Below are 23,611 nucleotides of genomic sequence, written 5' to 3' on the forward strand. Positions count from 1 at the left end.
ACCTGTTACTTGATTATCATCCTTTTGCTTTTTCGTTAGGGCGCAATACCATACGATAAGATTGATCTTTACTGATGTAATAACCTATCCAGTTGTACAAAGCTCTCATTTTGTTGCGGAAGTTTACCAGCGACATTATGTGTATAAATGCCCAAATAGCCCACGCTACGAAGCCTTTGAGGAAAATGTGTTTAGGCAAATCGGCGACGGCTTGGTTGCGACCAATGATTGCCATTGAACCTTTATCTACATAACTGAAAGGGGTAGGATTTATAAAATCTTTATTGAAGTTCTTTCCTAAGTTGTTTGCTTGTTGTATGGCTACTTGCGCAAGCTGAGGGTGACCTTCAGGGAAGTTCGGGTCGGCAGTCATAATGCTTGAGTCGCCTACTGCATAGATGTTATCAAAGCCCTCCATTTTGTTATAAGCATCAGTTTTCATACGTCGCCCACGACCCAAGTGTTGCTTGTCGTCAATACCTTTGAAACTTTTAGCAGAAATACCAGCTGCCCATATTAGGTTACGAGCATCAAGCACTGTACCGTCCGAAAGGTGTACTTCGTCATTTACAAAATCGGTTACGAGTACTCCTAATTTGAGTTTTACACCTTTTTTAAGCAAGATTTTTTCGGTATACGCTTGGGCTTTTTTACTCATAGGAGCAAGTACGGTGTTTTGTCCGTCAATGAGATAAATATCACCTAAATCGTCATAAGTAAGCTCAGGGTAATCCTTGCGCATAATGTTCTGTTTCATTTCAGCAAAGATACCTGATAGCTCTACCCCAGTAGGACCTGCTCCTGCAATGGCAAAAGAGAGTAACTTACGGCGCAATTCTTTGTCCTCAGTACGGGTAGCGCGCTCCAAACGGGTGTATACTAAGTTGCGAAGCATAAGGGCATCACCTACCGTTTTCATAGGCATAGCTTTTTCTTCTACATTTTTATTGCCAAAGAAGTTTGATTCTGCTCCTGTAGCCATTACCAATATGTCGTACTGCAATTCGCCATTGCTCAAAATAATTTTGTTTTCTGAAGGAACAACTTCTTGTAAGGTAGCCATCCTAAAACGTGCATTTTTATACTTTCTGAATAGGCGACGGAAAGGGTAGGAGATAGATGACGGCTCCATAAATCCTGCTGCCAATTGGTATAATAAGGGTGGAAAGAAATTGTAGTTATTCATATCCACCAAGGTAATTTTATATTTCCCAGAGCGGTTTAGTTCTTTTACTAACTCTAAGCCAGCAAAACCACCGCCTACAATTACAATATGTTTTTTGTTTTCCATAATGATTATTGTTAATTAGCCAATTTGTTGATTCGATAATGACTAATTATTGTTTTTATTATCTTTATTATTAAATTATAAACTATTTTTCATTTTCGTTGTTTTCCTCATCTTCTTCTTTTGGAAAAATCTCAATCTTAGGCTCTTTGATAGTTTCTTTGTTGGACAAGCTGCGTTCTAACGACAAAAGCAAACTTGGTAAGAGCAATAAGTTGGTCATCATTGCGAAGAGCAAAGTAGCTGATATAAGTCCGCCGAGTGCTTTGGTACCTCCAAAACTTGAGAGTAAGAATACCGAGAAACCACAGAGCAGTACAATAGAGGTATAGAACATACTTACTCCTGTTTCGCGCAAAGCAGCATATACTGATTTGCTAATCTTCCAATTGCGCGCTACCAATTCCAACCGGTATTTAGCCAAGAAGTGAATGGTATCGTCTACCGAAATACCAAAGGCAATACTGAACACAAGGATAGTAGAAGGCTTGAGTGGAATGCCAAAATAGCCCATCAACCCTGCAGTGATAAGAAGAGGTAAGAGGTTAGGGATAAGTGAGATAACTATCATTTTGAACGAGCGGAACATATATGCCATAATGAGAGCGATGAGCAAAATGGCTAAAGCTAACGACCAAATAAGGTTGGTAGCTAAATAGTTTGTTCCTTTGGTAAATAAATAGGCTTTTCCTGTTATTTTTACATCAAAACGATCGCTAGGGAAGAGCTTTTGGGCTTTGGTGTAGATGTTTTCCTCTATTTGTTGCATCTTTTCCGTACCAATATCCTTCATAAAGGTAGTGATACGAGCTGTTTGCCCTAAAGAATCTACATAAGCAGAAAGCATATTGGCATTGCCTTTAGAGTTCTTTACATACGAAAGAATGAAATTTTGCTCTTGAGCAGTAGGTAAACTATAATATTTAGGGTTGCCGTTGTAATAGGCTTGTTTGGCGTATTTTACTAAGTTTACTAATGAAAGAGGTTTTGAAATTTCAGGGATTTCCTCAATATGAGTGCAAAGTTCATCAATGCGTTTGAGGTTAGCTAATTTAGTAACGCCATTTTTTTGTTTAGTATTAATGGTGATTTCCAAAGGCATAATCCCTCCATAATTTTTCTCAAAGAAGCCAATATCATCAAAGAAAGCAGCTGATTTAGGCATGTCTTCAATGAGACTCCCTGAAATTTTAATTTTGTAAATGCCTATGATACTCAAAATGAGCAATGCAATAGCTGTTGTAAATACCGCAATGCGATGGTGTTTAACTGTATTTTCAATGAATTTGATGAGTCCGCCAATCCAGTTGCGGTGCAAATGCCTAAGGTGTTTTTCCTTAGGAATACTCATATAACTATAAATAATGGGGATAACCAATAGAGAGATGAAGAAAATAGACACTACATTGATAGAAGCAATCACCCCAAACTGTTTGAGCAAGGTACTTTCAGTAAAAATGAAGGTAGCAAAACCGATAGCCGTGGTAAGATTGGTGAGCAGGGTTACATTGCCCACATTGCGGATAACTCTAATAAGCGACTTGGCTTGGTTGCCGTGTTTACTAATTTCTTGCTGATATTTATTAATGAGAAACACACAGTTAGGGATACCAATTACAATCACTAACGGTGGAATCAATCCTGTGAGAATAGTAATTTCGTAACCGAAAAGTCCCAAAAATCCAAATACCCACATTACCGCAATGGATACAACACCCATAGAGATGAACATTGCTCTGAACGAACGGAAGAAGAAAAAGAAAATGGCTGAGGTAGAAAGTAAGGCAGCCAAGATAAATAGCCCTATCTCATCCATTATATTTTGAGCACTAAGGGTACGAATATAAGGCATACCCGAAGTGTGCACTTTGAGTCCAGTTTGCTGTTCAAATTTTTCTACAATGGGAATGAAATCGTTGAGGATGAAATCCTTGCGAGCTTGTGTATTGACAATCTTCTTGTTCATATACACGGCTGTTTGCAAGGTGTTATTTTTCTTGTTGTAGATGAGACCTTCGTAGAAAGGCAATTTTTCGGAGAGTATTTGTTGGAGACTATCAGCTTGCGCTTGAGTTTTTACTTCCCCTTCAATGAATTTATGAGTAACAAAGCGCTGCTGAGCAGTGTCCTTTACCAAGATAGGGAGGTTATTAATAGAGATAACTGCGTCTATTTGTTTAAATTGCTTCAGTTCGTTACTAAGGGCAATCCATTTGTTGAGCACCTCGGGCGTATAGATTTTTTCATCGTCTAACGCCATTAATATCAAGTTACCTTCTTCACCAAACTTATTGAGGAAGTGTTTGTACTCCATATTCACGGGGTGATCATCAGGGAGCATATTCGCTTCAGTGAAGGTAAAGCGAACGTTTTTCCACTGAGAAACTAACCCCCCAGTGATAGCAATTATGAGTAGTAGAAAAGCAATTCGGTTGCGCAATATTAAGCCAGCTATGGTACTCCAAAAACTGGCTTTTATCCATTTAAACATTTGGGTCTCTTCTTTAAATTAGCGCGCAAAAATAAGAATAATTTGCCAATTAGCAAATTTAAGTTATACCTTTCTATCCATTAGCTTTAGGGCAAATTCTTTTAGATAATGGCGTTTTTCATCGCTGATGGTGAGCTCGGTGAGTGCACTAAGGGCTCTACGGGTAGTGTGCTCTATTTCTTGACGTACAGCTGTAGTTGCTCCAGTGGCTTCGAATAATGCTTTTACTGAGTTGATTTTCTGCTGACTATCTTCAGCAGTAGCGTAGTGTTGTAACAGTGTTTTTCGCTGTTGTTCATCGGCTAATTTTAAGGCAGTTAGATAAAGAATTGTCTTTTTATTTTCGATGATATCACCACCTATACGTTTGCCAAAAGATTCATCGCCAAAAGCGTCTAAATAATCATCTTGCAGTTGGAAAGCTAAACCTAATTCTTCACCAAAAATGTAGATTGGCATTTGGTTTTCAGGAGAAGCATTAGCTATGATAACCCCCATTTGTAAAGCAGCCCCTATGAGTACAGCTGTTTTGTAGCGTATCATCTGTAAATAATCGGGGATACTTACTTCGGTTTGAGTTTCAAAATCCATATCCCATTGTTGTCCTTCACATACTTGTAAAGCAGTACGTGAAAGTATTTTAGTAAGAAGAGAAAAAACCTCAGTAGGATAGTCGTCTAATAATTGATAGGCTTTAACCAGCATTGCATCGCCAGAGAGGATAGCAATATTGGTGTTCCATTTTTTGTGAACAGTAGTCTCTCCACGTCGTAAAGAAGCCTTGTCCATAATATCATCGTGAACGAGGGAAAAATTATGAAACATTTCTATAGCCATGGCCGCATTAAGAGCTTTGTGGTAATCGGCATCAAAAAGATCGGTTGCTATGAGAGTGAGGATAGGGCGCAATCGTTTGCCTCCCAATTGCAAAATGTAACGCATAGGTTCATACAAATTGCGGGGTTCTTTTACAAAAAGTTTAGAGTTGAGATGGTCTAAGAAGGCTTCTCTGTATTGTTCTACTGTTTTCATAGGGTAGATTTTTTTAGTTGTTGGATTACCGTTCTCACCGATACAAAACCTATCTTTTCTTCAGGGATTTCTTGTAGTTTGAACCATTCTAAGGCTTTGATTTCGTCGGGAGCAACTATGTGTACTTGTTCTTCAACTAATTTGCACTCGAAGAAAATATCCATAGTGCGGTAAGGTACGTTTTTGTACAGATAGTTGTTAGGAAAGGTAGTGATAAATCGCAATTGTTCAGGCTTTATAATCATTCCCATTTCCTCTTTTACTTCACGGCAAGCAGCTTCTTGAGCAGTTTCCTCGGGGTCGATAAATCCTCCTGGGAGGTCTAGTTTGCCTTTATCGGGATCCATATTGCGCACTGTAAAGAGTATTTTATCTTGGTGACGAAACACTACAGCTACAGCAGCAGCAATATTATGAAAATAGGTAAAACCACAATCGTGGCAGAGAAAGCGTACGTTGTTAGGGAACTCTATATGAGTAGAAGTACAATTAGGACAATGTTTAAAAATACTTTCCATAAAAAATAGTAATGTATAAAATTAGGCGACAAATATAGTGAAAAAAGTATTATACTCAGTATAAAAATTCTTTTTTAGTTGAATTAATATGAAAGAGACTGTCTAAAAAAGTTAAAACTAAACTTTTTAGACAGCCTCTTTTTGTAAGAAAATCTATTTACTAAATATTATTTCTTTTTAGCAGCTTTTTCAGCTTTAGCAGCGTCTTGAGCAGCTTTCATTGCGGCACGAGATACTCTTATCTGACAAACTACAGTGTTATCTGGGTGCATAATTTTGTAGTTTTCTTGAGCCAATTTAGTAACATATAATTTGTTACCCATTTCCAAACCTGAAATGTTTACAGGAACGAAATCAGGCAAGTTATCAGGAAGAGCTTTTACTTTGAGTTTGCGGTTAACAATACGCAAAGTACCACCAGCCATAATACCAGGAGAAGTTCCTTCGATTTGGATAGGCACTTCAATAGTGATTTCTTTGTTCTTGTTTAACTGATAGAAATCGATGTGGATGATTTTATCAGTTACAGGGTCAAACTGAATGTCTTGCAGAATGGCATCGTAAGTTTTACCATTTAATTCAATCGCAGCGGTGTATACATTAGGAGTGTACACGATGTTTTTGAATGCTAATTCAGGTGCTGAAAAATGCAGAACATTGTCTCCTCCGTATAGTACGCAAGGAACCTGTCCAGCATTACGTAAGGCTTTGCTAGCTGCTTTGCCCACGCTTTCTCTTTGAGATCCTTTGATTGTAATTGATTTCATTTATTTATATATAGTTATTAAGTTACTTATTTTTAGTTAATCCCTAATTTTTACATTATAAATTTAGAACTGATAGGTTCATTGTGGTGTACTTTGTGCATTACGTCGGCGAATAGTTCAGCACAACTCAATACTTTTATTTTGCTTGAAGGTTGTTTTAGAGGTATTGAATCAGTTACGATTAATTCTTCTAAAGCTGAATTTTCTATACGTTCGTGAGCATTGCCACTGAGGATAGGGTGAGTAGCAACAGCTCTTACACTTATAGCACCTCTATCTTTCATTAGTTGGGCAGCTTTTACTAAGGTGCCAGCAGTATCAACCATATCATCGACTAATACTACATTTTTACCTTCTACATCCCCAATAAGTTCCATTGTTTCAATCACATTGGCTTGTTTGCGCTGTTTGTAGCAAATTACTACATCACATTTTAAAAACTTAGAATACGCATAGGCTCTTTTAGAACCACCCATATCAGGTGAAGCGATACACAAGTTATTTAAATTCAAACTTTGCAAATAAGGCAAAAAAATACTTGAAGCAAAAAGGTGATCTACGGGGCGTTCAAAGAAACCTTGAATTTGGTCGGCGTGCAAGTCCATTGTCATAATACGAGTAGCACCTGCCGCTTGTAAAAGGTTAGCAACCAATTTTGCTCCAATGGGCACTCTAGGTTTATCTTTTCTATCTTGGCGAGCCCAACCGAAGTAAGGCATTACCGCAGTGATATGGCGTGCTGAAGCGCGTTTGGCAGCGTCTATCATTAGTAAAAGCTCCATTAAATTATCCGAATTAGGAAAAGTAGAGCATATTAAGAAAACGCGTGCTCCTCTAATTGATTCCTCAAAAGAGGGCTGAAACTCGCCATCACTATAATAAGATAGTTTAACTTCACCGAGCTGAGTGCCGTATTTTTCTGCAATTTTCTCAGCGAGTTCTATGCTTTTAGAACAAGCGAAGATTTTTGAATTAGGGATGGTTTCACTAAACATTTTTATCAGTAAGCATTAAGGTATAAAAACTTCTAATTTTTCAGGGCGCAAAATTACAAATATTAATGATAATAGCAACTATAACCCTAAAAAATATTCTGTTTATTATTTTTTTCTTGGCTACGGCGTTTTTTCTCAGCTTTTAAAAGAGAAAGCTCGCGTCCTGTTTGTCCAGCTACTGAGGTGTTTTCTTCAGCACGGCGTATTAAGTAAGGCATTACTTCGCGTACGGGGCCAAAAGGCAAATATTTAGCGATATTATAGCCTTCTTTAGAAGCATTGAAACTGATATGGTCACTCATTCCGTATAGTTGAGCTATCCACACGCGTTTGTCGTTAGGTTGTAGTCCTTTTTCTTTCATTAAGTCCATTATCAAAGCTGCACTCTCTTCGTTGTGAGTACCTGCAAAGAGTGCAATTCGGTCGATATGTTCAATAATATATCGTACAACAGCATTGTAATTATCATCAGTAGCTTGCTTGTTAGGGCAGATAGGGGTAGGGTATCCTTGTTCGGCAGCGCGTTCATTTTCTTTTTCCATATAGGCGCCTCGTACGATTTTTACACCTATATAAAATCCTTTGTTTACGGCGCGTTCATAGAGTCCTTTTAGATAAGGTAAACGATCGTGACGATACATTTGCAAGGTGTTGTACACAATAGCTTCTTCTTTGTTGTACTTTTCCATCATTTCTTCTACGAGGTCATCGGCAGCGGTTTGCATCCAGCTTTCTTCAGCATCTACTAAGATAGGAATTTTGTAGTTATAAGCACGTTTACAAGCAGCATCAAAACGCGCTTTGATGCGTTCCCATTCATTTGTTTCCGCATCGGTAAGAGCTTTTTTCTCAGTAATTTTTTGGAAGATAGCAAAACGGCCAAAACCTGTAGGTTTAAACACTACAATAGGAATGCCTTCATCGCGGTGGAGGTTGCCAAAATCAATGGTTTCCATCGTCTTTTCAAAAGTAGCTTCGATAGAAGTTTCTTCATCTTTTCCTTCTACTGAGTAATCAAGTACAGAGCCAACACCTTTTTGGTGCATTTTTTTGATTACAGGTAGACAGTCTTGTTCGGAGATGCCACCACAGAATTGTTTGAAAACTGTGCGCTTGATAAGACCTTCTATAGGCAAACGCAGTTTTAAAGAGAAGTTGGTGAGGGCGGTGCCTAAACGAGTAAGAGTGTTACTACCTATGAGTTTAAAGAGGCGGTAAGCCCAATTGAGTTCAGATTGGCTTTTAAGAGCAAAAGCCGTTTGAGTGTCGGAGAAACGTGTACTCATAACAATTTTACAATTAACGGTTGATGAGGCAAAAGTAATATTTTTATTTTGATTGTGCAAATTTTAATTTCGTTTTTTGATAAAAAAGAAAAATAGAGAAGATTTTAGACTTGTTTTTAGAAAGAGTGATTTATCAAAGTTTAGTGCTTTAATAAATTTATTACATTGATAATCAGTTGTTTTTGTGTTTGATGCTAAAAAGGAAGATCTATCTAAATTTTAGAAAGCTTTTTGTTCTTTTATTCGGGATATTTGCTGGTATCTTGATAGATATTAAAAATATCTTTAATAATTTCCTTTCTATCTTATCTACTACATAGGTCACAATATAAGGGTATCTCTTCATAGTTTAGGTACTACTTTATTTTATAAGGTAATTCCATATTCAGAAGCTACTTCATTAATCATTATATCAAAATTTTCTCATTCCTCGAAAGGAGTGTTATGAGCCTCTATTTTATTAAGAAAATCTACTAATCTTAGTGTCATTTCAATAGGCTGAGGTATGTCCTCTTCTTGAATGATAGAGACATTTAAAGATCTTATAAAATCTTTTATTGAATTTAATTTATCTACATCAGAGGTAGCAAAGGTTACAGCTGTTTCCATAGTCAAAATATTTTTAAAGGTTACATAAAAGCAAAAAAAAATCACTACTTATAAGTAGTGATTAAAGGTTGTACTCGGAGCGGGACTGTAAACTATTGTTTCTCTTAAAAATGCATCTCTCTTAAAATCAAATATAATCATTTATAAATCAATTTTTTACATTGAAAATTGGAGCTCTCTGAAAGTCTAATGAGAGGGTATAAGATGGTATATAATATAAAAAATGTTGGGAAAATGTTGGGAAAGAATATTTTTTATTTATACTTTTGCAGTGTTGTTTTAAAAATACGATTATGCCAACAGTTACATTCTTAATAAAAGGTGATAGCAATCCTACTTCTATTTATGTACGTTTGAGTACAGGAAGAGGAAAAGACTTTGTGAAAAAAACGGGATTAAACATTAATCCTAATCAATGGAGTAGTAAAAAGAAAGAACCTAAACAAACGACTCCTGACAACAAAAACCTCAGCGTTCAATTAAACAAATTAAGAGTGTTTATTGAGAACAGCCTAAACTCTGTAGATGAAAAAGGAGAGGTTATTAATTCTGATTGGTTACAGACAAAAATAGATTTGCATTTTAAACGAATAACAGATACAGAAACAAGGCAAAGTGATTTAATACAAGACCTGATTGATTATATCATAGAAAGTGCTCCTGCAAGAAGAAATGGAAAGGGAAAATTAGGACTTTCTGTTAGTCGAGTGAAAGCATATCATACTTTGAAAAATATTTTTAAAGCCTATGAGAAGAAGAGGCGAAAATACTATAAAGCAAAAGATATAGACACCTCCTTTGAGAAAGATTTTCTGAGTTGGTTAATGAAAGAAAAAGGGTATAAAGATAGTTATGCTCTTAAAATTATAGATAATCTCAAGGCAGTATGCAACGAGGCACAAACATTAGGCATAGAAACTCATCCTCAGTTGGCAAAGATAGCTAAAGGAACACCTGATAAGGAAACGCCTGTATATCTTAATCTTCTTGATTTGCAAAAAATTCGTACTTGTGAGATAGAGAATAAGAGTTTGGATAACGCTCGTAAATGGCTGCTCTTAGGATGTTTAACAGGACAAAGAGGAGGAGACTTGTTAAATATTACAGAGAGAAATTTCATAAAGCATATTGACACAAGAGAGTATATACAAATAGAACAACAAAAAACAGGTAAAAAAGTACATATACCTATTGTAGGGGCATTGGAAGAAATAAATGAAATAAGAGCTAATGGACTACCTTATAAAATATCTGTACAGAAGTTAGACAAATACATAAAAGAGGTTTGTAAATTAGCAGGAATTACAGAGCCAATTGAACATTCAAAAGTTTGTATGATAGATGATAAAGGTAATATTATAGAACCTAATAATAAAGGAGAGTATCCTTGTAAAGGTGTAAAACGTACAGTCAAAGGGGTGTTTGAAAAATGGCAATTAGTGGGCACTCATACGTGTAGACGGTCATTTGCTACAAATTTGTATGGCAAATTAGAAACCGTCTTCATTATGAAAATGACAGGACATACAAAAGAAAGTACACTTCTTGCTTACATAGGTAAAACAGAGATGGATTATCTAACACAAACAGCGAATAAATTACAGGAGTTGGAACAAGTGAATAAACCTATGCTTGTAAACTATTGAAAAAAATAACATTTAAATAGAATTTGACTTATGGAAGAAAATAAAGCTATGGAAATTTATGATGTTTGTGATTATATTGTAAAAAGAACTTTAGGAGAATCAGATATGCTGAAGATACTAAATGAATTTACTAATGGAGATAAATCTTCTTCTCTGTTAGATAAAATTTCTAATGATATTGGGACATATATCAATTATCATAGAGAAATTATTACAGAGAAAGAATTAGAAGACCTAATCAGAGGAAAAGGAACTAATAATTTACCTGATGAATATAGTAAATACTTTTATTCTAAAGGAAAAGAAAGAAATATCTTTAGCCTAATGGAATTACCTTATCCTTTTGAATTATATAAATTAATAGTTTTCCAAAGAATAGTAAATAAGCAGAAAAATTCTTCTGAGAACATAATATCTCAAAATATTTTAAAATGGAAAGGTAATGATTTGCAACTAACAGAATTGATAGAAGGTCTTATAGAAGTAGGAGTGTTACCGCCAAGTTTATCCAAAAAAGAAATCTATGAAAGGTTTAAAGTATTTTTTGATACAGACATAGACTATACAGAAAGGAAAAAAACTATTAGAAAGCGTACAAATAATCTTACGCCTTTTATTGATGAGCTACAAGATTCTGTAGAGAATTGGATAAAAAATAAGGACGAATAGTCTTAAAAATAGTTAATTTTTATACCCCCTTACTACCCACGAGGCAGTGAGGGGGTATTCTTTTTATCTTCCTTTGCACCATAAAATTTTAAAAGATATTTTATGAACACAATTCAGATTACAGAACTTACAACTAATGAACTAAAAAGTTTATTAAAAGAAAGTGTAAAGCAAGAGTTTAATCAGTTAAAAGAGGAAATTCTATGTAAAACCCCAACTCAGTACCTTACACGAAAACAGGTAGCAAAAATGTTAGATATTAATCTAACAACTCTCAACAATTGGACAAATAGAGGAGTACTAACTTCCTATGGTATTCAAGGGCGAGTGTATTACAAGCGAGATGAAGTAGAGAGAGCTTTTATCGAACTTAAACAAAAATAGTCCTATATAATAAGTCTAACTTTTATACAATATTTGTTATGTTAGGTTTTACTATAGATACTATTGGGATTTTTGCTAATGCTGAATTTATAGCTAACTTTAATTCCCAAAACTTAGGGTTTACTATTATAAGAAATGGTAAGTTTAAGTTTTGGGAAGAAGGTTACTATAAGAACTTTCGTATAAAATATCATAGGGATTATGGTATGTATCTCTCAGGAAGTATCTCCAATTACTATAAGGGGTATATTTCTATACTTCAGTATGATGATTTGTATAAAGCTATTGAAAAGTTAGGTAATTCATTAGCTATCAATCTTCATTCAGCAAGGTTATATAGAGTAGACTTAGCTTTGAATATAGAAACTAACAATCCTGTAAGTCAATATAGTAATACTCTTTTTACAGATTTACCTCATTTTAAAAGATTTGAGCAAGATGATGGTGTACGTTTTGAAACTAAGAATAAAGTTATCGCCATCTATAATAAAACTAAAGAAATTAAAGAGAAAAGAAGTATTATAATTAGTCAGGAAATATTGAGGATAGAGCTTAGAGTTCTAAAGAATATTTCTAATGTGTTCAAAATAGAAGAAATGAAAGTAGAGCATTTGTATCAACCTTCAGTATATTTGCTTTTAGTAGATACATTTTTCAAGTATTATCGAAAAATCAAAAAGCAACATATTATTTCGGCTGAGGTAAATGCTAAATATATAACACCAACAGTATTCAAAACTCTTCTAATGAATAAAGGCATAGAACTTCATTTTCAGACAGAAGAAGAGGCTTATACAAAAATTGAGGAATGGAGCAGAGAAGGAAAATTTAAGAATCCTATGGATAAAAGCAGGTGCAAGAAAATCATTACAGGTGCTTTTAGAAATCCTAAAAATACTGAAATTCATCCTTTAGCAAAAGAGATTAATAACAAGGTTGAAAGTAATTGCAAGCATACTATAGAAGAACTGAGAAAGAAGGAGGTTAAGAATGAATAAGTCAAGTAAACATATTGTAAATCAAAGAATTAAGGAAGTTGTTAATATGTTGATTTTAGGGTATAATAGAGATTTGATACTTCAAAATACTTCAAATGTTTGGAAAGTATCAGATAGACAAATAGATACCTACATCAGCAAAGCAAGAACTCTCATAGAGCAATCAGTAAAGAAGCAAGTAGCTTATGATTATGCTAAAGCAGTTAGAAGATATGAAGAGCTATACAGATTGAGCATAGAGAAGAAGGACTATAAAACCGCCTTGTCAGTAAATAAAGAATTAACTACCCTACAAGGGCTATTTAAAATAGAAGTAGAACATTCAGGTAATATAGAGTTCATCTGTAATATACCTGATTAAAAGTAATCGTTATGAGAATAGACTTTTCACTTTATTATCAGCCTAAGCCTAAGCAAGTAATAGCTCATAAATGCAGAGCTAAGTATATGCTCTTTGGTGGGGCTTTAGGTGGAGGGAAAAGCTATTTTCTTTGTGCAGAGGCTATCAAAAATGCAATGAAATTCAAAGGTAACCGATTAGTACTTGTGAGAAAGGAACTCTCTGTTCTCCGTAGGACTACATTGGTTACCTTCTTTTCTATCTGCCCAAAGGAAATTATTAAGAGCTTTAATCAAACGAGCTTAGAAGTAACCTTCATCAATGATTCAAAGTTGCTGTTTCTTGATGCCAATATAGCCAAAGACCCAATGCTTCAAAAAATAAAAGGTTTAGAGATAGGTTGGTTTGGGATTGATGAAGCTAATGAAGTATCCGTTGAGGTGTATAATATGCTCAAAACTCGTTTGCGTTGGATGCTGCCCAACAAGCAGACACCTCGCTATGAAGGGCGATTGACCAGCAATCCTGAACCTTGTTGGCTTATTCCTACTTTCATTCAGTCTACCAATCCTGATGAGGTATATATCCAAAGTTTAACTACAGATAACTATGATGAAAACAGTGAGTATGTTATCACTCTAAAGGAAGCCTTTAAAGATAATCCTAAGTTTTTGAGGAAGTATCTTTATGCTGATTGGAGTGCTTTAGATATGATTAATCAGCTTATTTCAAGTGAAGTAATCATAAGTAGTGCTGAACGAATAGAAAATAGTTTAGAAGTTACTTCTATGGGGATTGATGTGGCAAGGTATGGAGATGATAAAACCGTCTTCACAATTCTTAAAAACGGTAATATTGAGCTAATAGAGAGCTATGAACAGACTTCTATAACAGAGATAGTAACACGAACCATACAGCTTATTCACGACTACAATATAGACCCTAATTATGTAGGAATAGATAGCGTGGGAGTGGGTGCTGGTGTAGTTGATAATTTAAAGTCAGCAGGCTATGATGTGATTGAATTACAGGGTGGTTCAAAGCCAGAAGAAAGCCAATATGAAGAAGCCTTTTTACCTTTTAATTTGCGCTCACAAATGTACTATGAATTACGAAGAGATATGATGAACGGACAAATAGGTAACCTCACTGATGAAACTCTAAAGTTAGAATTGCAGTCTATTCAGTATGAAATCTATTCAGATAAGAAAGTGAAGGTTATTAGCAAAGAAGCTATTAAAAAGCTTTTAGGCAGAAGCCCTGACTATGCAGATAGTTTAGTATATGCAAATTGGGTAAAGACTTATAGAGGAGGAATTAAATGGTATATGGCTATTAGTGGGGGTCTTTAGTTTTCTTTATTTATTAGATGAGCGAACCTTCAGCGAAGGATAAGCGAAGGATAAAAAAATTATAACTATTAAAAATTTTGTAATATCACAAAATAATACTACTTTTGTCCCATCATTTTAAAAGAAAAGTATATAGAACAGAAAAATTATTTTTTAACATAAAAACATATTAGCGTTTAGCTTTTATTTTGTGCTTCTTAAAATCGCCAATTTTATAGTACCCTACAAAATAATAAGTAGAAACGCTCACGCTTCGGCGTGGGCTGTACTTATTAGGGTACGGGTGTTTGGCGATACCTGAGAACAAATAAGATTAAGTTATACAGTCCCACGCTTTTTTATTTTATATTACTAACCGCTTTTAGGGGCTGAAAAGCATTAGAAAAATTGTTTTTTAGCTTATGAAAACATTTAAGTATGTTTTAGGAGTATTAATTTTACTCTGTAGTTTTGCAGCTTTTGCAGAAGGTTCAGTTGGAGCTGGTTTAAGCTCAATTATTCTTGGTTTGGTTATTTTGCCTCCTATTTCCGACAAACTGAAAGAAAAATTCAGCTTTTGGCAAAAGAAACCTGTTAGGTACGTTTCATACGTAGCCTTATTAGCTATCATAGGTGCTACTGCACCTGATATGGATAATATAGGTAGTGGTTCATCTTCAGAATCAGATATTTCTAAAATACCTTATGAGAAATATCTATCACAATCAGAAAAAGATATTTCAGCTCTTTCTGATGTTACTAAGAAAAATAGAGATACCACTATTACTAATCTGAAAAAGAACAGTATATATAAAGAATTAGTAGATAAGAAAACTGTTTCTAAAGATTATTTATTAGTCTTGCACGCAGTATCTCAATTACTTTCAAATCAGTATAATGAGGGAAAATCATCCAATCTTAGTATGGATATAGATGATAAAATGCAAGCTATTCCCGATAGTAGAGACTTTGTATTGAATGTATTCGTATTAGAAGGAGAAGGAGGTTTAACAAGAGAATTGGTTGAGGTTATGGATAGATACCAAAAGCAATATGGTTACTATGGTGAAGGAGGAATTGTAGCCGATAAAAATGGTGTTACTGATAAAAAAATAGCCCCTTACGACTTGACACCAATATTTGTAATGTTAGACCCTAACACTGAAAATAAGAAACTGTTAGATGCTATTTATGAAGCAAGACAAAAGGGTATCTCAAGCTGGAATATTCCTGAAAATCAATATTCTTATTTACTAAGAAAAGATAGATACAATAGCTATCTAAAAGAGAAATATCCTGATAGTCCTTACTATATTGATATAGATATAGAAACTACTCCACAAGAAATTTGTGGTGAGTATGAGGACAATGAGGTGTCTGCTGACAATAAATACAAAGGAAAGAAAGTAGCTATTACAGGAACTATTGAACGAATCATAAAAAGCGGTTTTTCAGATGACCCTATTATTGTTTTTAAAGGGACTTTCATTAAAGATGTGAGATTCTATTTCTCAAAAGATAGTAATAATGAAATTTCAAACCTTTCAAAAGGAGATAAAATCACTATTGTAGGAACTTGTAAAGGGATGACATTAGGAGATGTTATACTTCATAAATGCAAGATTTTAGAGTAGTCAATAAATACCTAAACAAAAGGCAAGCTGAAAGGCTTGCTTTTTTGTTGGATAATAACTACTTTTGTCGAAAATTTTTGCAAATGAAATGATAGCAAGTATTTATATAAAAGAACATAGTTATTTAACAGGTAAACCTTTAACCCTAAATTTTGGAGGAGAATATTTGTATTCATTTAAAGAAATAGGTGAAAGTTTAATTATTTCTCGTGAGAAAAACAAGAAATATATACCAAACTTCTTCAACATTTCAGAAAGTGATTCTAAAATAGAACTTCTAAGTGCTATTGTTGGAAAAAATGGAGTTGGAAAGTCTTCTATTTTAGATATAATCAGAAGTATTTTTTCTAATCATAATGGTTTTCCTTACAGCGAAGCTGTCGTTTTAGTAGAAATTGAAGGAAAAACAAAAGTACTATATTCTACTCCATTATTTAAATATTTTTATACTAAAGAATCTGCAGAAGAAATAGAAAAAGTAAATGAAAGAGAGTCTTATCAGTCTATTTATTATTCTCCTCATTTTGACTTAAAATACAACTCAAGCTTTGATAAATTAGATAAATATGATATTTCTTTGGATGAATATATAAAAGAAGATTTAGATAAAATTGATAGAAAAGGAACTAATGGGCAGGGGTGGAAGTATAAGTTACACCAAGAGTTGAAATTCAAAAATACTCTTAGAATAATTGAATTTATGAGCTCTATGTCTTTTAAAAAAATTTTAGAGCATTTTAAACTATCAGAATATAATAAAGTAGATTTAATATTTAGAGACCTTTCTTTAGATGATGAATTTTGGAATACACCATCACAATTTAGAGGTATTATAACTCAAATTAAAGAAAAATTAGAAGAAGAGGGAAGAGATTGGTATAAAATACGGATTTTTGATAAGAATAATAATGTAACAAATCAAGATGAGGTTAATAAATATCTTTTAAAAAATTTTATCATACGGTCTATATTATCAGTAATATGTAGAATGTTAGAAGAAGATGCCGGAAATTTTTATTTAGAGGAAGGAGAAGTTGAAAAAGAAGAGTTATTTACTAATAAAAAACTTAACGCAGAACATTTATTCTTACTCTTCCTTGAAAATTCTTATGTTAATAGAGGTAGAAAAAATAAGATTTTTGACGAAAAATTATATTATCGACTATTCAATGAAATAGATAAAGTTTTATTGCCAATTTCAAATCCAAGAGATATTACTAACCAAACACTCCACACTAAACTTAATGATATAAAACCAATTATTAATTTACATAGAGAGTGTGTTAGGAATTTAGTTGCTTATTTTAAAGAAAATGAAGATAAGAATTTAAATTTATATGAATTTATAAATATTAATGTTTATAGAAATATGAGCTCTGGTGAGTTTGCTATTCTTAATTTCTTTTCAAAACTATATTTTTTTCTTAAGACCAAACCAATTACATTATTTAATAAAAAGACCTTTATTCTTTTATTAGATGAAGCAGATTTAGGCTTGCATCCTATGTGGAAGAAAAGGTTTATTAATACCATACTGAAGTCTATTCCTTATTTTTTTGAAGAACTAAACTCCAAACCTAATTTACAAATTATCTTAACAACTCACGACCCCTTAACCTTGTCTGATATTCCAAAGCATAATGTAATATTCTTAGAGAAAGTAGAAGATGTAAAATGTAAAATTTCATTAGAGGTTCAAAAAACATTTGGAGCTAACATAACAGACTTATTAGCTGATTCATTTTTCATAAAAGATGGACTAATAGGTAATTTTGCTAAAAGCAAAATAGACGAAGTAATAAATTGGATTAATAAGAATAAGAATAAAACCAAAATAAGTAAGAAAAAATTAACTCATTACAAAAAGGTCATTGAGTTGATAGATGAAAGAATAATTAAGTTAAAACTCTCAGAGATGATAACCGAGTTACTACCTGATAATACTTTTTATAATGAAATGATAGACAAAGAAATAGAAAAATTACAGAATCAAAAAAAATAACAATGATACTAATAGACATTACTAAGGCTAATATAATAGAAGCAAGGGAACATCATATAAAATGTCTTACTCCTAAAATTTCAAAATCTGTTTCTGATTCAAATAATTCAGGGATAAAATCCTTTTTAACAGAAGATAAAATAAAGTGTATTTTAGGAGGCTTGCCTGAAGAACTACTTCAACTAAACCAATTATTTTTTCAAAATGTTATTGAAAACTTTAAAATAGAAGATTGGGAAGCTTATAATCGTATTACTAAGACCAGAGGCTTCTCTCAGGAAGAGAATCGTTTGAAAAATATATTTGATAATGTATACAATGAGATAGAAAAGATATTTAGCTATAAGAAATTTACTACAAAGAAGAAAAAAGAGTATGATGCCTATGATTTAGCAAAGAACTTAGATATTCCTACTTGTCCCTATTGTAATCGGACTTATACAAAAACTGTTATAACTAAAAATCGAGAAAAAATAATTCGCCCTGAATTTGACCATTGGTTTCCCAAAAATCAATATTCTTTATTAGCATTGTCTTTTTACAATTTAATTCCAAGTTGTCATATATGTAATAGTAATGTAAAAGGGAAAACTGAACTTAAGTTAGATTCTCACTTTCATCCTTATAATTCAGTAAGTAACTTAAAAGCTACATTCAGCTATAATTATAAAAGTTATGATGATTACAAAATTAAAATTAATACAGAAGATAATTTTTCCCGTGATTCAGTAAAAGTATTTCAATTGGAAAATATCTATAAAGCTCACGAAGATGAAGTGAAAGATTTAATACAAATACGTCAAGCGTATTCTGATAAATATATTGAGATTCTCAATAATTCTTTAAAGGGGGTAAACCTCAGCAAAGAGGAAGTTTACCGCTTGGCTTTTGGAGTTCATTATGAAGAAGATAAATTTGATAGACGACCTCTTAGCAAATTGAAAAAAGATATATTAACAGAGTTAGGAATTATTTAAATAGAATGAGTTTTAAATTATTAGCTATCCGCCCTCTTAAAGGGTGTAGTGCAAGATTCTTAAAGAACTTAGAAGAAGATAGAATATACAAATTTTATAATGATTACTCTTTCTTTGAGGACGAAGATAGAAAGGTTACAGAAATTAAATGTGAAGATTCAGTCCCTGAGAATCTATACGAAAAATCAGGGTTAGACATACAGATTTCCGCATTAGTAGGAAAGAATGGGAGTGGTAAGAGTAGTTTGTTAGAACTCTTATATGCATCCTGCTATGTAATTGCTTTAGATAAAGAAATCTTAGATGGTAAAGCTATAGATGTAGAAGGATTGAAAGTAGCAATCTTTTATAGTATTGGTAACAATTATTTTGAGATTGAAATAATTAACTCTGAAATAAAGTGTTATAACATTAATAGTAAGACTAAAACAAAGAAGCAAAAAGACAAAACATTAAAAGATTTTTTCTTCTATACTATAGCTGTTAATTATTCTTTATATGGACTTAATGAGAAGGTTTTAGGTAATTGGATTTCTGCTCTATTCCATAAAAATGATGGTTATCAAACTCCTTTAGTTATCAATCCTTATAGAAGAGAAGGTAATATAGATGTAAATTCAGAATTACACCTTGCTCAAACAAGATTAATAACCAATATTCTATTAACTAATAATAAAGAAGTTCTCAGCGGTAAAGAAATTGATTCAGTTTATTTTGAATTAGATACTAATAAGAATAAACCAGAAGAACAGAATATATCAATAAAGGGTAATTTTACTACTTTTAATCAGATATACAAAGCTTTTTATGGTAGTAACTACAACTTAAAAGAAATTGAGGTAAAGAAAATTCCTCATTTTAAAGAGTTGATGAATTATCTGCTATGTAAAGTAAAAAAGATTTCAGAAGTCTATAAAGAATATAAGGGTATAGCTCCTTTTCTTGAAAAAGAAGTCTCTCCAACATTCTTAGAAAAACTTGAAGGAGATAAAAGTCATATTACTTTAAAATTAAGACAAGTACTTAATATCATACGCTTTAATCTATTAAGAGAGGATAATGACTCTAAATGGGAGAAAAAAAAGGATGGAGTATTACACTTTAAACTCAAAATAAATGACCTTATAAAAAGGATTAAAGAAATTGATGTGTCTAATCTTAAAAAAGATGAGTTAATTCCTATTGGTTGCTATCGTTTTATTATTAATGTAAAGAATGATACAAATAACAATGATTCAGTATCAAATATAAATGTACTGAGTTCAGGAGAACAACATTTAGTACATACAATGCAGTCTGTATTGTATCATATACTCAATGTCAATTCAGTACATAGCTCAAAAGAACAAAAAAATAAATATGAGTACATCAATATTATTTTTGATGAAATAGAACTCTATTTTCACCCTGAATACCAAAGAAGATTTGTATTTGAACTTTTGGAACGTCTTGATAGTTTGAAAAAAGGCACTCATATACCTAAAATAAAAGGAATTAATATCTTATTCTGTACGCATTCTCCCTTTATATTGTCAGATATACCAAAACAAAATGTTCTATTTTTAGGTGATAAAAAGGACTTTAAAACTTTTGGAGCTAATATAACTACTCTATTATCTAATTCTTTCTTTATGGAAAATCTTATAGGAGAGTTTGCAAAGAACAAGATTAATGAGGTGATTAGATGGATAACTCAAGATAAGGAAGATATTTTAAAAACTATAAGATTAATAGATGAGCCTATATTAAGGAATAAATTAGTAGAAATGTACTATGAAAAATATCCTGATAAGGAGAGAGAAAAAAGTGAAGAAAAAATAAAGGCTCTTGCTGAGCAATTAGGTATAGAAATAGAAATTAAATAAAATAAGTAGTCATTATATGGAATCTATGTATAAAGAAAGTCTATTTCAGGCTATAAGTAAAGGAGAAGTGGTTCTTTGGGCAGGAGCTGGCTTGTCTTTGTATGCTGGTTTGCCATCAGGAGTACAGCTTAGGGAGATTCTATACGAAGGTCTAACTCCTTTAGAAAAAGAAGAAGTTGGAAAAGAATCAGAACTATCTCATTTGGCAGATGAAATTTGTGTGCTTAAAGGAAATAGAAATTATATTATTCAAACCTTAAAAGATACTTTCAGAAGAGATTTTTTATCAACAGAAACGCATAAGGTTATTTCTCAAATACCTCATTTCAGAAATATAATAACAACTAATTATGATAGTCTATTTGAAAGTGTATATGGTAGCGGTAAACTAAATATAATTTTCTCTGATGACCATACTCCGTATATAGATGATAAAAAAGTGAATCTCTTTAAAATACACGGAGATTTATCAGCTCCTAATTCCATAATTATAACAGAGTCAGATTATAATAATTTTTTTAGCAAAGATACAGAACAAAATACAATTTGGAGTATTATCAAAGGAATAATTGCTACTAAGAGCATTCTATTCATTGGATATAGTTTAGAGGATACCAATGTTGAGGTCGTTTTCAATAAAATAAGAGACAAAATAGGAGAAAATGGTAAAGAATGTTATTTTGTAGCTCCGAATATATCTACTACTAAATCAAAAAAATTAATTAGAGCAAAGATACATCCTATTTCTCTTACAGGAGAAAAACTCTTTGAAGAGCTGATAGAATATCTAACAAAAAATATCACAAACGACTTTAAGAATAAATATATATCATCTGATATTTATTCTGAGTTTATAGGTAATTTTGGATTGAAATCTGAAATAGAATTAGATTCTTCAATAGGGAAAAACATTGTAAAAAATCTTACAGGGATAGAAGGTAAAGACACAAAAATAGAGATGTCGTTTTCTGTGAGTGATTCTTTTGAAGGAATCAATAAATTAAAAGGATTAATAAGTACTGGAAGTGCCTCTGAAGGAGTAGTTAAAGACGTAAAGATAGCAACAAATGTTATTAATACCCTTGAAAAAAACAATATATTAGAAAATTCAATAAGCGGAGAAGACATTTCTGAGGGAATTACTATTGATAAAAAGTTTTTAGGTGATGATTTTTCTCTTAATATAAACGGTATCAATTTTATGGATATCAATAGTATTAAAAATCTAACACTTATCCTATTACCATCTTTTGATGAACAAGTAGATATTATTTTTGAAAATAAAAAGGAATTTAATGATGTAAGGATAAAAGTTGTCTTTTTGAATTTAATTGAAAGAAGAGTAAAGGTAATTGTTCAACTTTATGATAATCAAATAGAAATAGAAACCTGTATATCAACAGAAGAAGCTACAAGAGCAATTCTTTACTATAGAGAATCAAAACAAATTAATAATATTTCTAAACAAATTTCTTTCTTTGAACTGATTGAATATTTCTCAGAAGGACAGTCGTTTTCTGTTTATATAAGAGAACATAAAATTTTTGACTCTAAAAAATCTATTGGAGGAAATTTAAAAGAAGGATTTAAATCTCTCTATGAAATGAATCACTTTTATTTCAATTATTTTAAAAAACTAAAGGAAATTGAAAGATTGGGAAATCTTCGTTTCTCTAATATTAATATTAATGATGTTACTTCTAACAATTTTAATCTTTTAGAGAAAATAATTGCAAAATTTAATAGCCCTATAGAGGAAAAAAATCCTAAAATCCCTCTAAAACCAGAATGTTTTGACTATACAGAATATAAAGATAATTTTGCATTGCGTTTCACTGAAAACTTAGATGATATAGTTATTCATAATCAAACTTTTAAGATGGGAGAAGTAAGAATGCAAATATCAGATGCTTTTATTTCAAATTATGAAGAAATAATAAATGATAGAACAATATCTCCTATTGTTGAAAGTCGCTCTAAAAGAGCTATAATAACATTTAATAATTAAACACAAAGATATGAAAACAGCATATATAAAAGAAACAGGAGAATATATATCAGTTCAACAATATAAAGATGAATTACATCGTTTTAAAATATATTGTCCTGAGTGTTGTGAAGCTCCTGTTCACATTGTAAGACAACAAAAGAAAACTTTTTTTAGGGTGAATAATAAAGAATACCATTCAGAAGGTTGTTCTTTCTATGAAGAATTTATGCCTAATCAAGAGGTAGTAAAGCTTATAAAGAGTGAAAAAGAAGTAGATAAAGAACGTTTAAAGTTCTTAATAGAGATGAATTTGAGAAATGCTTTAAACTTGCTTCATAGACAAAATTCTGAATCTCTAAAAAGTAAACAAGAAATAAATAATAACCCTAAAAAGTCTATAAATAATAAAAATAAAACTCAAGAAGTAAATACAATAAAAAGAGTTCATATATCTAACTTGTTAAAAAACAAGCTCGAATATCAAGGAGACTATATTGTTATCTATGGTAAAGCTAAAATTGAAGAAACAGAAGTAAAAGAGAGAGAGAACAAAGAAACGGGAGAGAAGTTTAAGACAAAATCTCTCATTTTTAGAGAAAATGGTAAATATAGGTTTAAAATTGATTTAGCAGGAGATAAACAAACAAAGGAAAAATTCGATTTTGGAGAAGATACTTATTGCTTTGCTATTTTTGGACTTTTAGAAAGTAATAACAATTTTCTAATATTGAAAATTAAAAGTCTCAGCCATTTTGAATATTTTAAGGATTAATTCTATCTCTATTCTAA

General features: G+C 32.1%; 20 protein-coding genes. 12 read left to right on the top strand and 8 right to left on the bottom strand.

What is annotated here, in order from left to right:
• Positions 1-16: 16 nt before the first annotated feature.
• The 8 genes from CBG49_RS07645 to CBG49_RS07680 all read right to left on the bottom strand — a co-directional run bounded on the left by CBG49_RS07645 (position 17) and on the right by CBG49_RS07680 (position 8,986).
• Positions 17-1,291, bottom strand: coding sequence for an NAD(P)/FAD-dependent oxidoreductase (locus CBG49_RS07645; protein ID WP_088594031.1), 1,275 nt, complete (start codon positions 1,289-1,291; stop codon positions 17-19).
• Between the two features lie 82 nt (positions 1,292-1,373).
• The gene (locus CBG49_RS07650; protein ID WP_088594032.1) at positions 1,374-3,779 is read right to left on the bottom strand and encodes an efflux RND transporter permease subunit; all 2,406 of its coding nucleotides are present in this window, start codon (positions 3,777-3,779) and stop codon (positions 1,374-1,376) included.
• Between the two features lie 63 nt (positions 3,780-3,842).
• On the bottom strand, positions 3,843-4,811 hold the full coding sequence (locus CBG49_RS07655; protein ID WP_088594033.1) for a polyprenyl synthetase family protein: 969 nt from the start codon (positions 4,809-4,811) through the stop codon (positions 3,843-3,845).
• A complete protein-coding gene (locus CBG49_RS07660) occupies positions 4,808-5,329 on the bottom strand; it encodes an NUDIX hydrolase (RefSeq protein ID WP_088594034.1) in 522 nt (173 codons plus the stop codon). The genes CBG49_RS07655 and CBG49_RS07660 overlap by 4 nt, the downstream gene beginning before the upstream one ends.
• 167 nt (positions 5,330-5,496) lie before the next feature.
• Positions 5,497-6,096: a 50S ribosomal protein L25/general stress protein Ctc gene (locus CBG49_RS07665; protein ID WP_002678801.1), complete on the bottom strand. Its 600-nt coding sequence runs from the start codon at positions 6,094-6,096 to the stop codon at positions 5,497-5,499.
• Between the two features lie 50 nt (positions 6,097-6,146).
• Positions 6,147-7,091, bottom strand: coding sequence for a ribose-phosphate pyrophosphokinase (locus CBG49_RS07670; RefSeq protein WP_088594035.1), 945 nt, complete (start codon positions 7,089-7,091; stop codon positions 6,147-6,149).
• Between the two features lie 86 nt (positions 7,092-7,177).
• Positions 7,178-8,377 (bottom strand): proline dehydrogenase family protein, encoded by a 1,200-nt coding sequence (locus CBG49_RS07675; protein ID WP_088594036.1) that lies wholly within the window; start codon positions 8,375-8,377, stop codon positions 7,178-7,180.
• 423 nt (positions 8,378-8,800) lie between these two features.
• Positions 8,801-8,986 carry a hypothetical protein gene (locus CBG49_RS07680; RefSeq protein ID WP_088594037.1) on the bottom strand — a complete coding sequence of 62 codons (186 nt, stop codon included), beginning with the start codon at positions 8,984-8,986 and terminating at the stop codon, positions 8,801-8,803.
• A 293-nt stretch (positions 8,987-9,279) separates the two neighbouring features.
• On the opposite strand from CBG49_RS07680, the gene CBG49_RS07685 reads away from it, so the two are divergent.
• The 12 genes from CBG49_RS07685 to CBG49_RS07740 all read left to right on the top strand — a co-directional run bounded on the left by CBG49_RS07685 (position 9,280) and on the right by CBG49_RS07740 (position 23,594).
• Positions 9,280-10,632 (top strand): tyrosine-type recombinase/integrase, encoded by a 1,353-nt coding sequence (locus CBG49_RS07685; protein ID WP_088594038.1) that lies wholly within the window; start codon positions 9,280-9,282, stop codon positions 10,630-10,632.
• A 30-nt stretch (positions 10,633-10,662) separates the two neighbouring features.
• Entirely contained in the window at positions 10,663-11,301 is a 639-nt protein-coding gene (locus CBG49_RS07690) for an RteC domain-containing protein (RefSeq protein WP_088594039.1), read from the top strand.
• Positions 11,302-11,403: 102 nt separating this feature from the next.
• Complete coding sequence (locus CBG49_RS07695; RefSeq protein ID WP_088594040.1) at positions 11,404-11,685, top strand: helix-turn-helix domain-containing protein; 282 nt, start codon at positions 11,404-11,406, stop codon at positions 11,683-11,685.
• Between the two features lie 38 nt (positions 11,686-11,723).
• Positions 11,724-12,683: a hypothetical protein gene (locus CBG49_RS07700; protein ID WP_088594041.1), complete on the top strand. Its 960-nt coding sequence runs from the start codon at positions 11,724-11,726 to the stop codon at positions 12,681-12,683.
• 46 nt (positions 12,684-12,729) lie between these two features.
• Positions 12,730-13,044, top strand: coding sequence for a hypothetical protein (locus CBG49_RS07705; protein ID WP_009418136.1), 315 nt, complete (start codon positions 12,730-12,732; stop codon positions 13,042-13,044).
• Between the two features lie 11 nt (positions 13,045-13,055).
• The gene (locus CBG49_RS07710; RefSeq protein WP_088594042.1) at positions 13,056-14,375 is read left to right on the top strand and encodes a phage terminase large subunit; all 1,320 of its coding nucleotides are present in this window, start codon (positions 13,056-13,058) and stop codon (positions 14,373-14,375) included.
• Positions 14,376-14,881: 506 nt separating this feature from the next.
• Positions 14,882-15,988 carry an OB-fold protein gene (locus tag CBG49_RS15795; RefSeq protein ID WP_157668380.1) on the top strand — a complete coding sequence of 369 codons (1,107 nt, stop codon included), beginning with the start codon at positions 14,882-14,884 and terminating at the stop codon, positions 15,986-15,988.
• Positions 15,989-16,076: 88 nt separating this feature from the next.
• Complete coding sequence (locus tag CBG49_RS07720) at positions 16,077-17,990, top strand: AAA family ATPase (protein WP_088594043.1); 1,914 nt, start codon at positions 16,077-16,079, stop codon at positions 17,988-17,990.
• 2 nt (positions 17,991-17,992) lie between these two features.
• Entirely contained in the window at positions 17,993-18,967 is a 975-nt protein-coding gene (locus CBG49_RS07725; RefSeq protein WP_088594044.1) for a hypothetical protein, read from the top strand.
• A gap of 5 nt (positions 18,968-18,972) precedes the next feature.
• Positions 18,973-20,832, top strand: a complete 1,860-nt coding sequence (locus tag CBG49_RS07730) for an AAA family ATPase (RefSeq protein ID WP_088594045.1) — start codon at positions 18,973-18,975, stop codon at positions 20,830-20,832.
• Between the two features lie 16 nt (positions 20,833-20,848).
• Positions 20,849-22,840, top strand: coding sequence for an SIR2 family NAD-dependent protein deacylase (locus CBG49_RS07735; protein ID WP_088594046.1), 1,992 nt, complete (start codon positions 20,849-20,851; stop codon positions 22,838-22,840).
• A 10-nt stretch (positions 22,841-22,850) separates the two neighbouring features.
• Complete coding sequence (locus CBG49_RS07740) at positions 22,851-23,594, top strand: hypothetical protein (RefSeq protein ID WP_088594047.1); 744 nt, start codon at positions 22,851-22,853, stop codon at positions 23,592-23,594.
• Positions 23,595-23,611: the final 17 nt, after the last annotated feature.

The sequence above is a fragment of the Capnocytophaga endodontalis genome, assembly GCF_002209445.1.
Classification (GTDB): domain Bacteria; phylum Bacteroidota; class Bacteroidia; order Flavobacteriales; family Flavobacteriaceae; genus Capnocytophaga; species Capnocytophaga periodontitidis.

What these genes read in the sequence shown, in the direction of transcription:
- CBG49_RS07690 (WP_088594039.1), top strand. Translation starts at nt 10,663, where the DNA reads ATGGAAGAAAATAAAGCTATGGAAATTTATGATGTTTGTGATTATATT.
- CBG49_RS07705 (WP_009418136.1), top strand. Translation starts at nt 12,730, where the DNA reads ATGTTGATTTTAGGGTATAATAGAGATTTGATACTTCAAAATACTTCA.
- CBG49_RS07660 (WP_088594034.1), bottom strand. Translation starts at nt 5,329, where the DNA reads ATGGAAAGTATTTTTAAACATTGTCCTAATTGTACTTCTACTCATATA.
- CBG49_RS07695 (WP_088594040.1), top strand. Translation starts at nt 11,404, where the DNA reads ATGAACACAATTCAGATTACAGAACTTACAACTAATGAACTAAAAAGT.
- CBG49_RS07665 (WP_002678801.1), bottom strand. Translation starts at nt 6,096, where the DNA reads ATGAAATCAATTACAATCAAAGGATCTCAAAGAGAAAGCGTGGGCAAA.
- CBG49_RS07730 (WP_088594045.1), top strand. Translation starts at nt 18,973, where the DNA reads ATGAGTTTTAAATTATTAGCTATCCGCCCTCTTAAAGGGTGTAGTGCA.
- CBG49_RS07710 (WP_088594042.1), top strand. Translation starts at nt 13,056, where the DNA reads ATGAGAATAGACTTTTCACTTTATTATCAGCCTAAGCCTAAGCAAGTA.
- CBG49_RS07680 (WP_088594037.1), bottom strand. Translation starts at nt 8,986, where the DNA reads ATGGAAACAGCTGTAACCTTTGCTACCTCTGATGTAGATAAATTAAAT.
- CBG49_RS07720 (WP_088594043.1), top strand. Translation starts at nt 16,077, where the DNA reads ATGATAGCAAGTATTTATATAAAAGAACATAGTTATTTAACAGGTAAA.
- CBG49_RS07670 (WP_088594035.1), bottom strand. Translation starts at nt 7,091, where the DNA reads ATGTTTAGTGAAACCATCCCTAATTCAAAAATCTTCGCTTGTTCTAAA.
- CBG49_RS07655 (WP_088594033.1), bottom strand. Translation starts at nt 4,811, where the DNA reads ATGAAAACAGTAGAACAATACAGAGAAGCCTTCTTAGACCATCTCAAC.
- CBG49_RS07650 (WP_088594032.1), bottom strand. Translation starts at nt 3,779, where the DNA reads ATGTTTAAATGGATAAAAGCCAGTTTTTGGAGTACCATAGCTGGCTTA.
- CBG49_RS07735 (WP_088594046.1), top strand. Translation starts at nt 20,849, where the DNA reads ATGGAATCTATGTATAAAGAAAGTCTATTTCAGGCTATAAGTAAAGGA.
- CBG49_RS07675 (WP_088594036.1), bottom strand. Translation starts at nt 8,377, where the DNA reads ATGAGTACACGTTTCTCCGACACTCAAACGGCTTTTGCTCTTAAAAGC.
- CBG49_RS07740 (WP_088594047.1), top strand. Translation starts at nt 22,851, where the DNA reads ATGAAAACAGCATATATAAAAGAAACAGGAGAATATATATCAGTTCAA.
- CBG49_RS07645 (WP_088594031.1), bottom strand. Translation starts at nt 1,291, where the DNA reads ATGGAAAACAAAAAACATATTGTAATTGTAGGCGGTGGTTTTGCTGGC.
- CBG49_RS07725 (WP_088594044.1), top strand. Translation starts at nt 17,993, where the DNA reads ATGATACTAATAGACATTACTAAGGCTAATATAATAGAAGCAAGGGAA.
- CBG49_RS07700 (WP_088594041.1), top strand. Translation starts at nt 11,724, where the DNA reads ATGTTAGGTTTTACTATAGATACTATTGGGATTTTTGCTAATGCTGAA.
- CBG49_RS07685 (WP_088594038.1), top strand. Translation starts at nt 9,280, where the DNA reads ATGCCAACAGTTACATTCTTAATAAAAGGTGATAGCAATCCTACTTCT.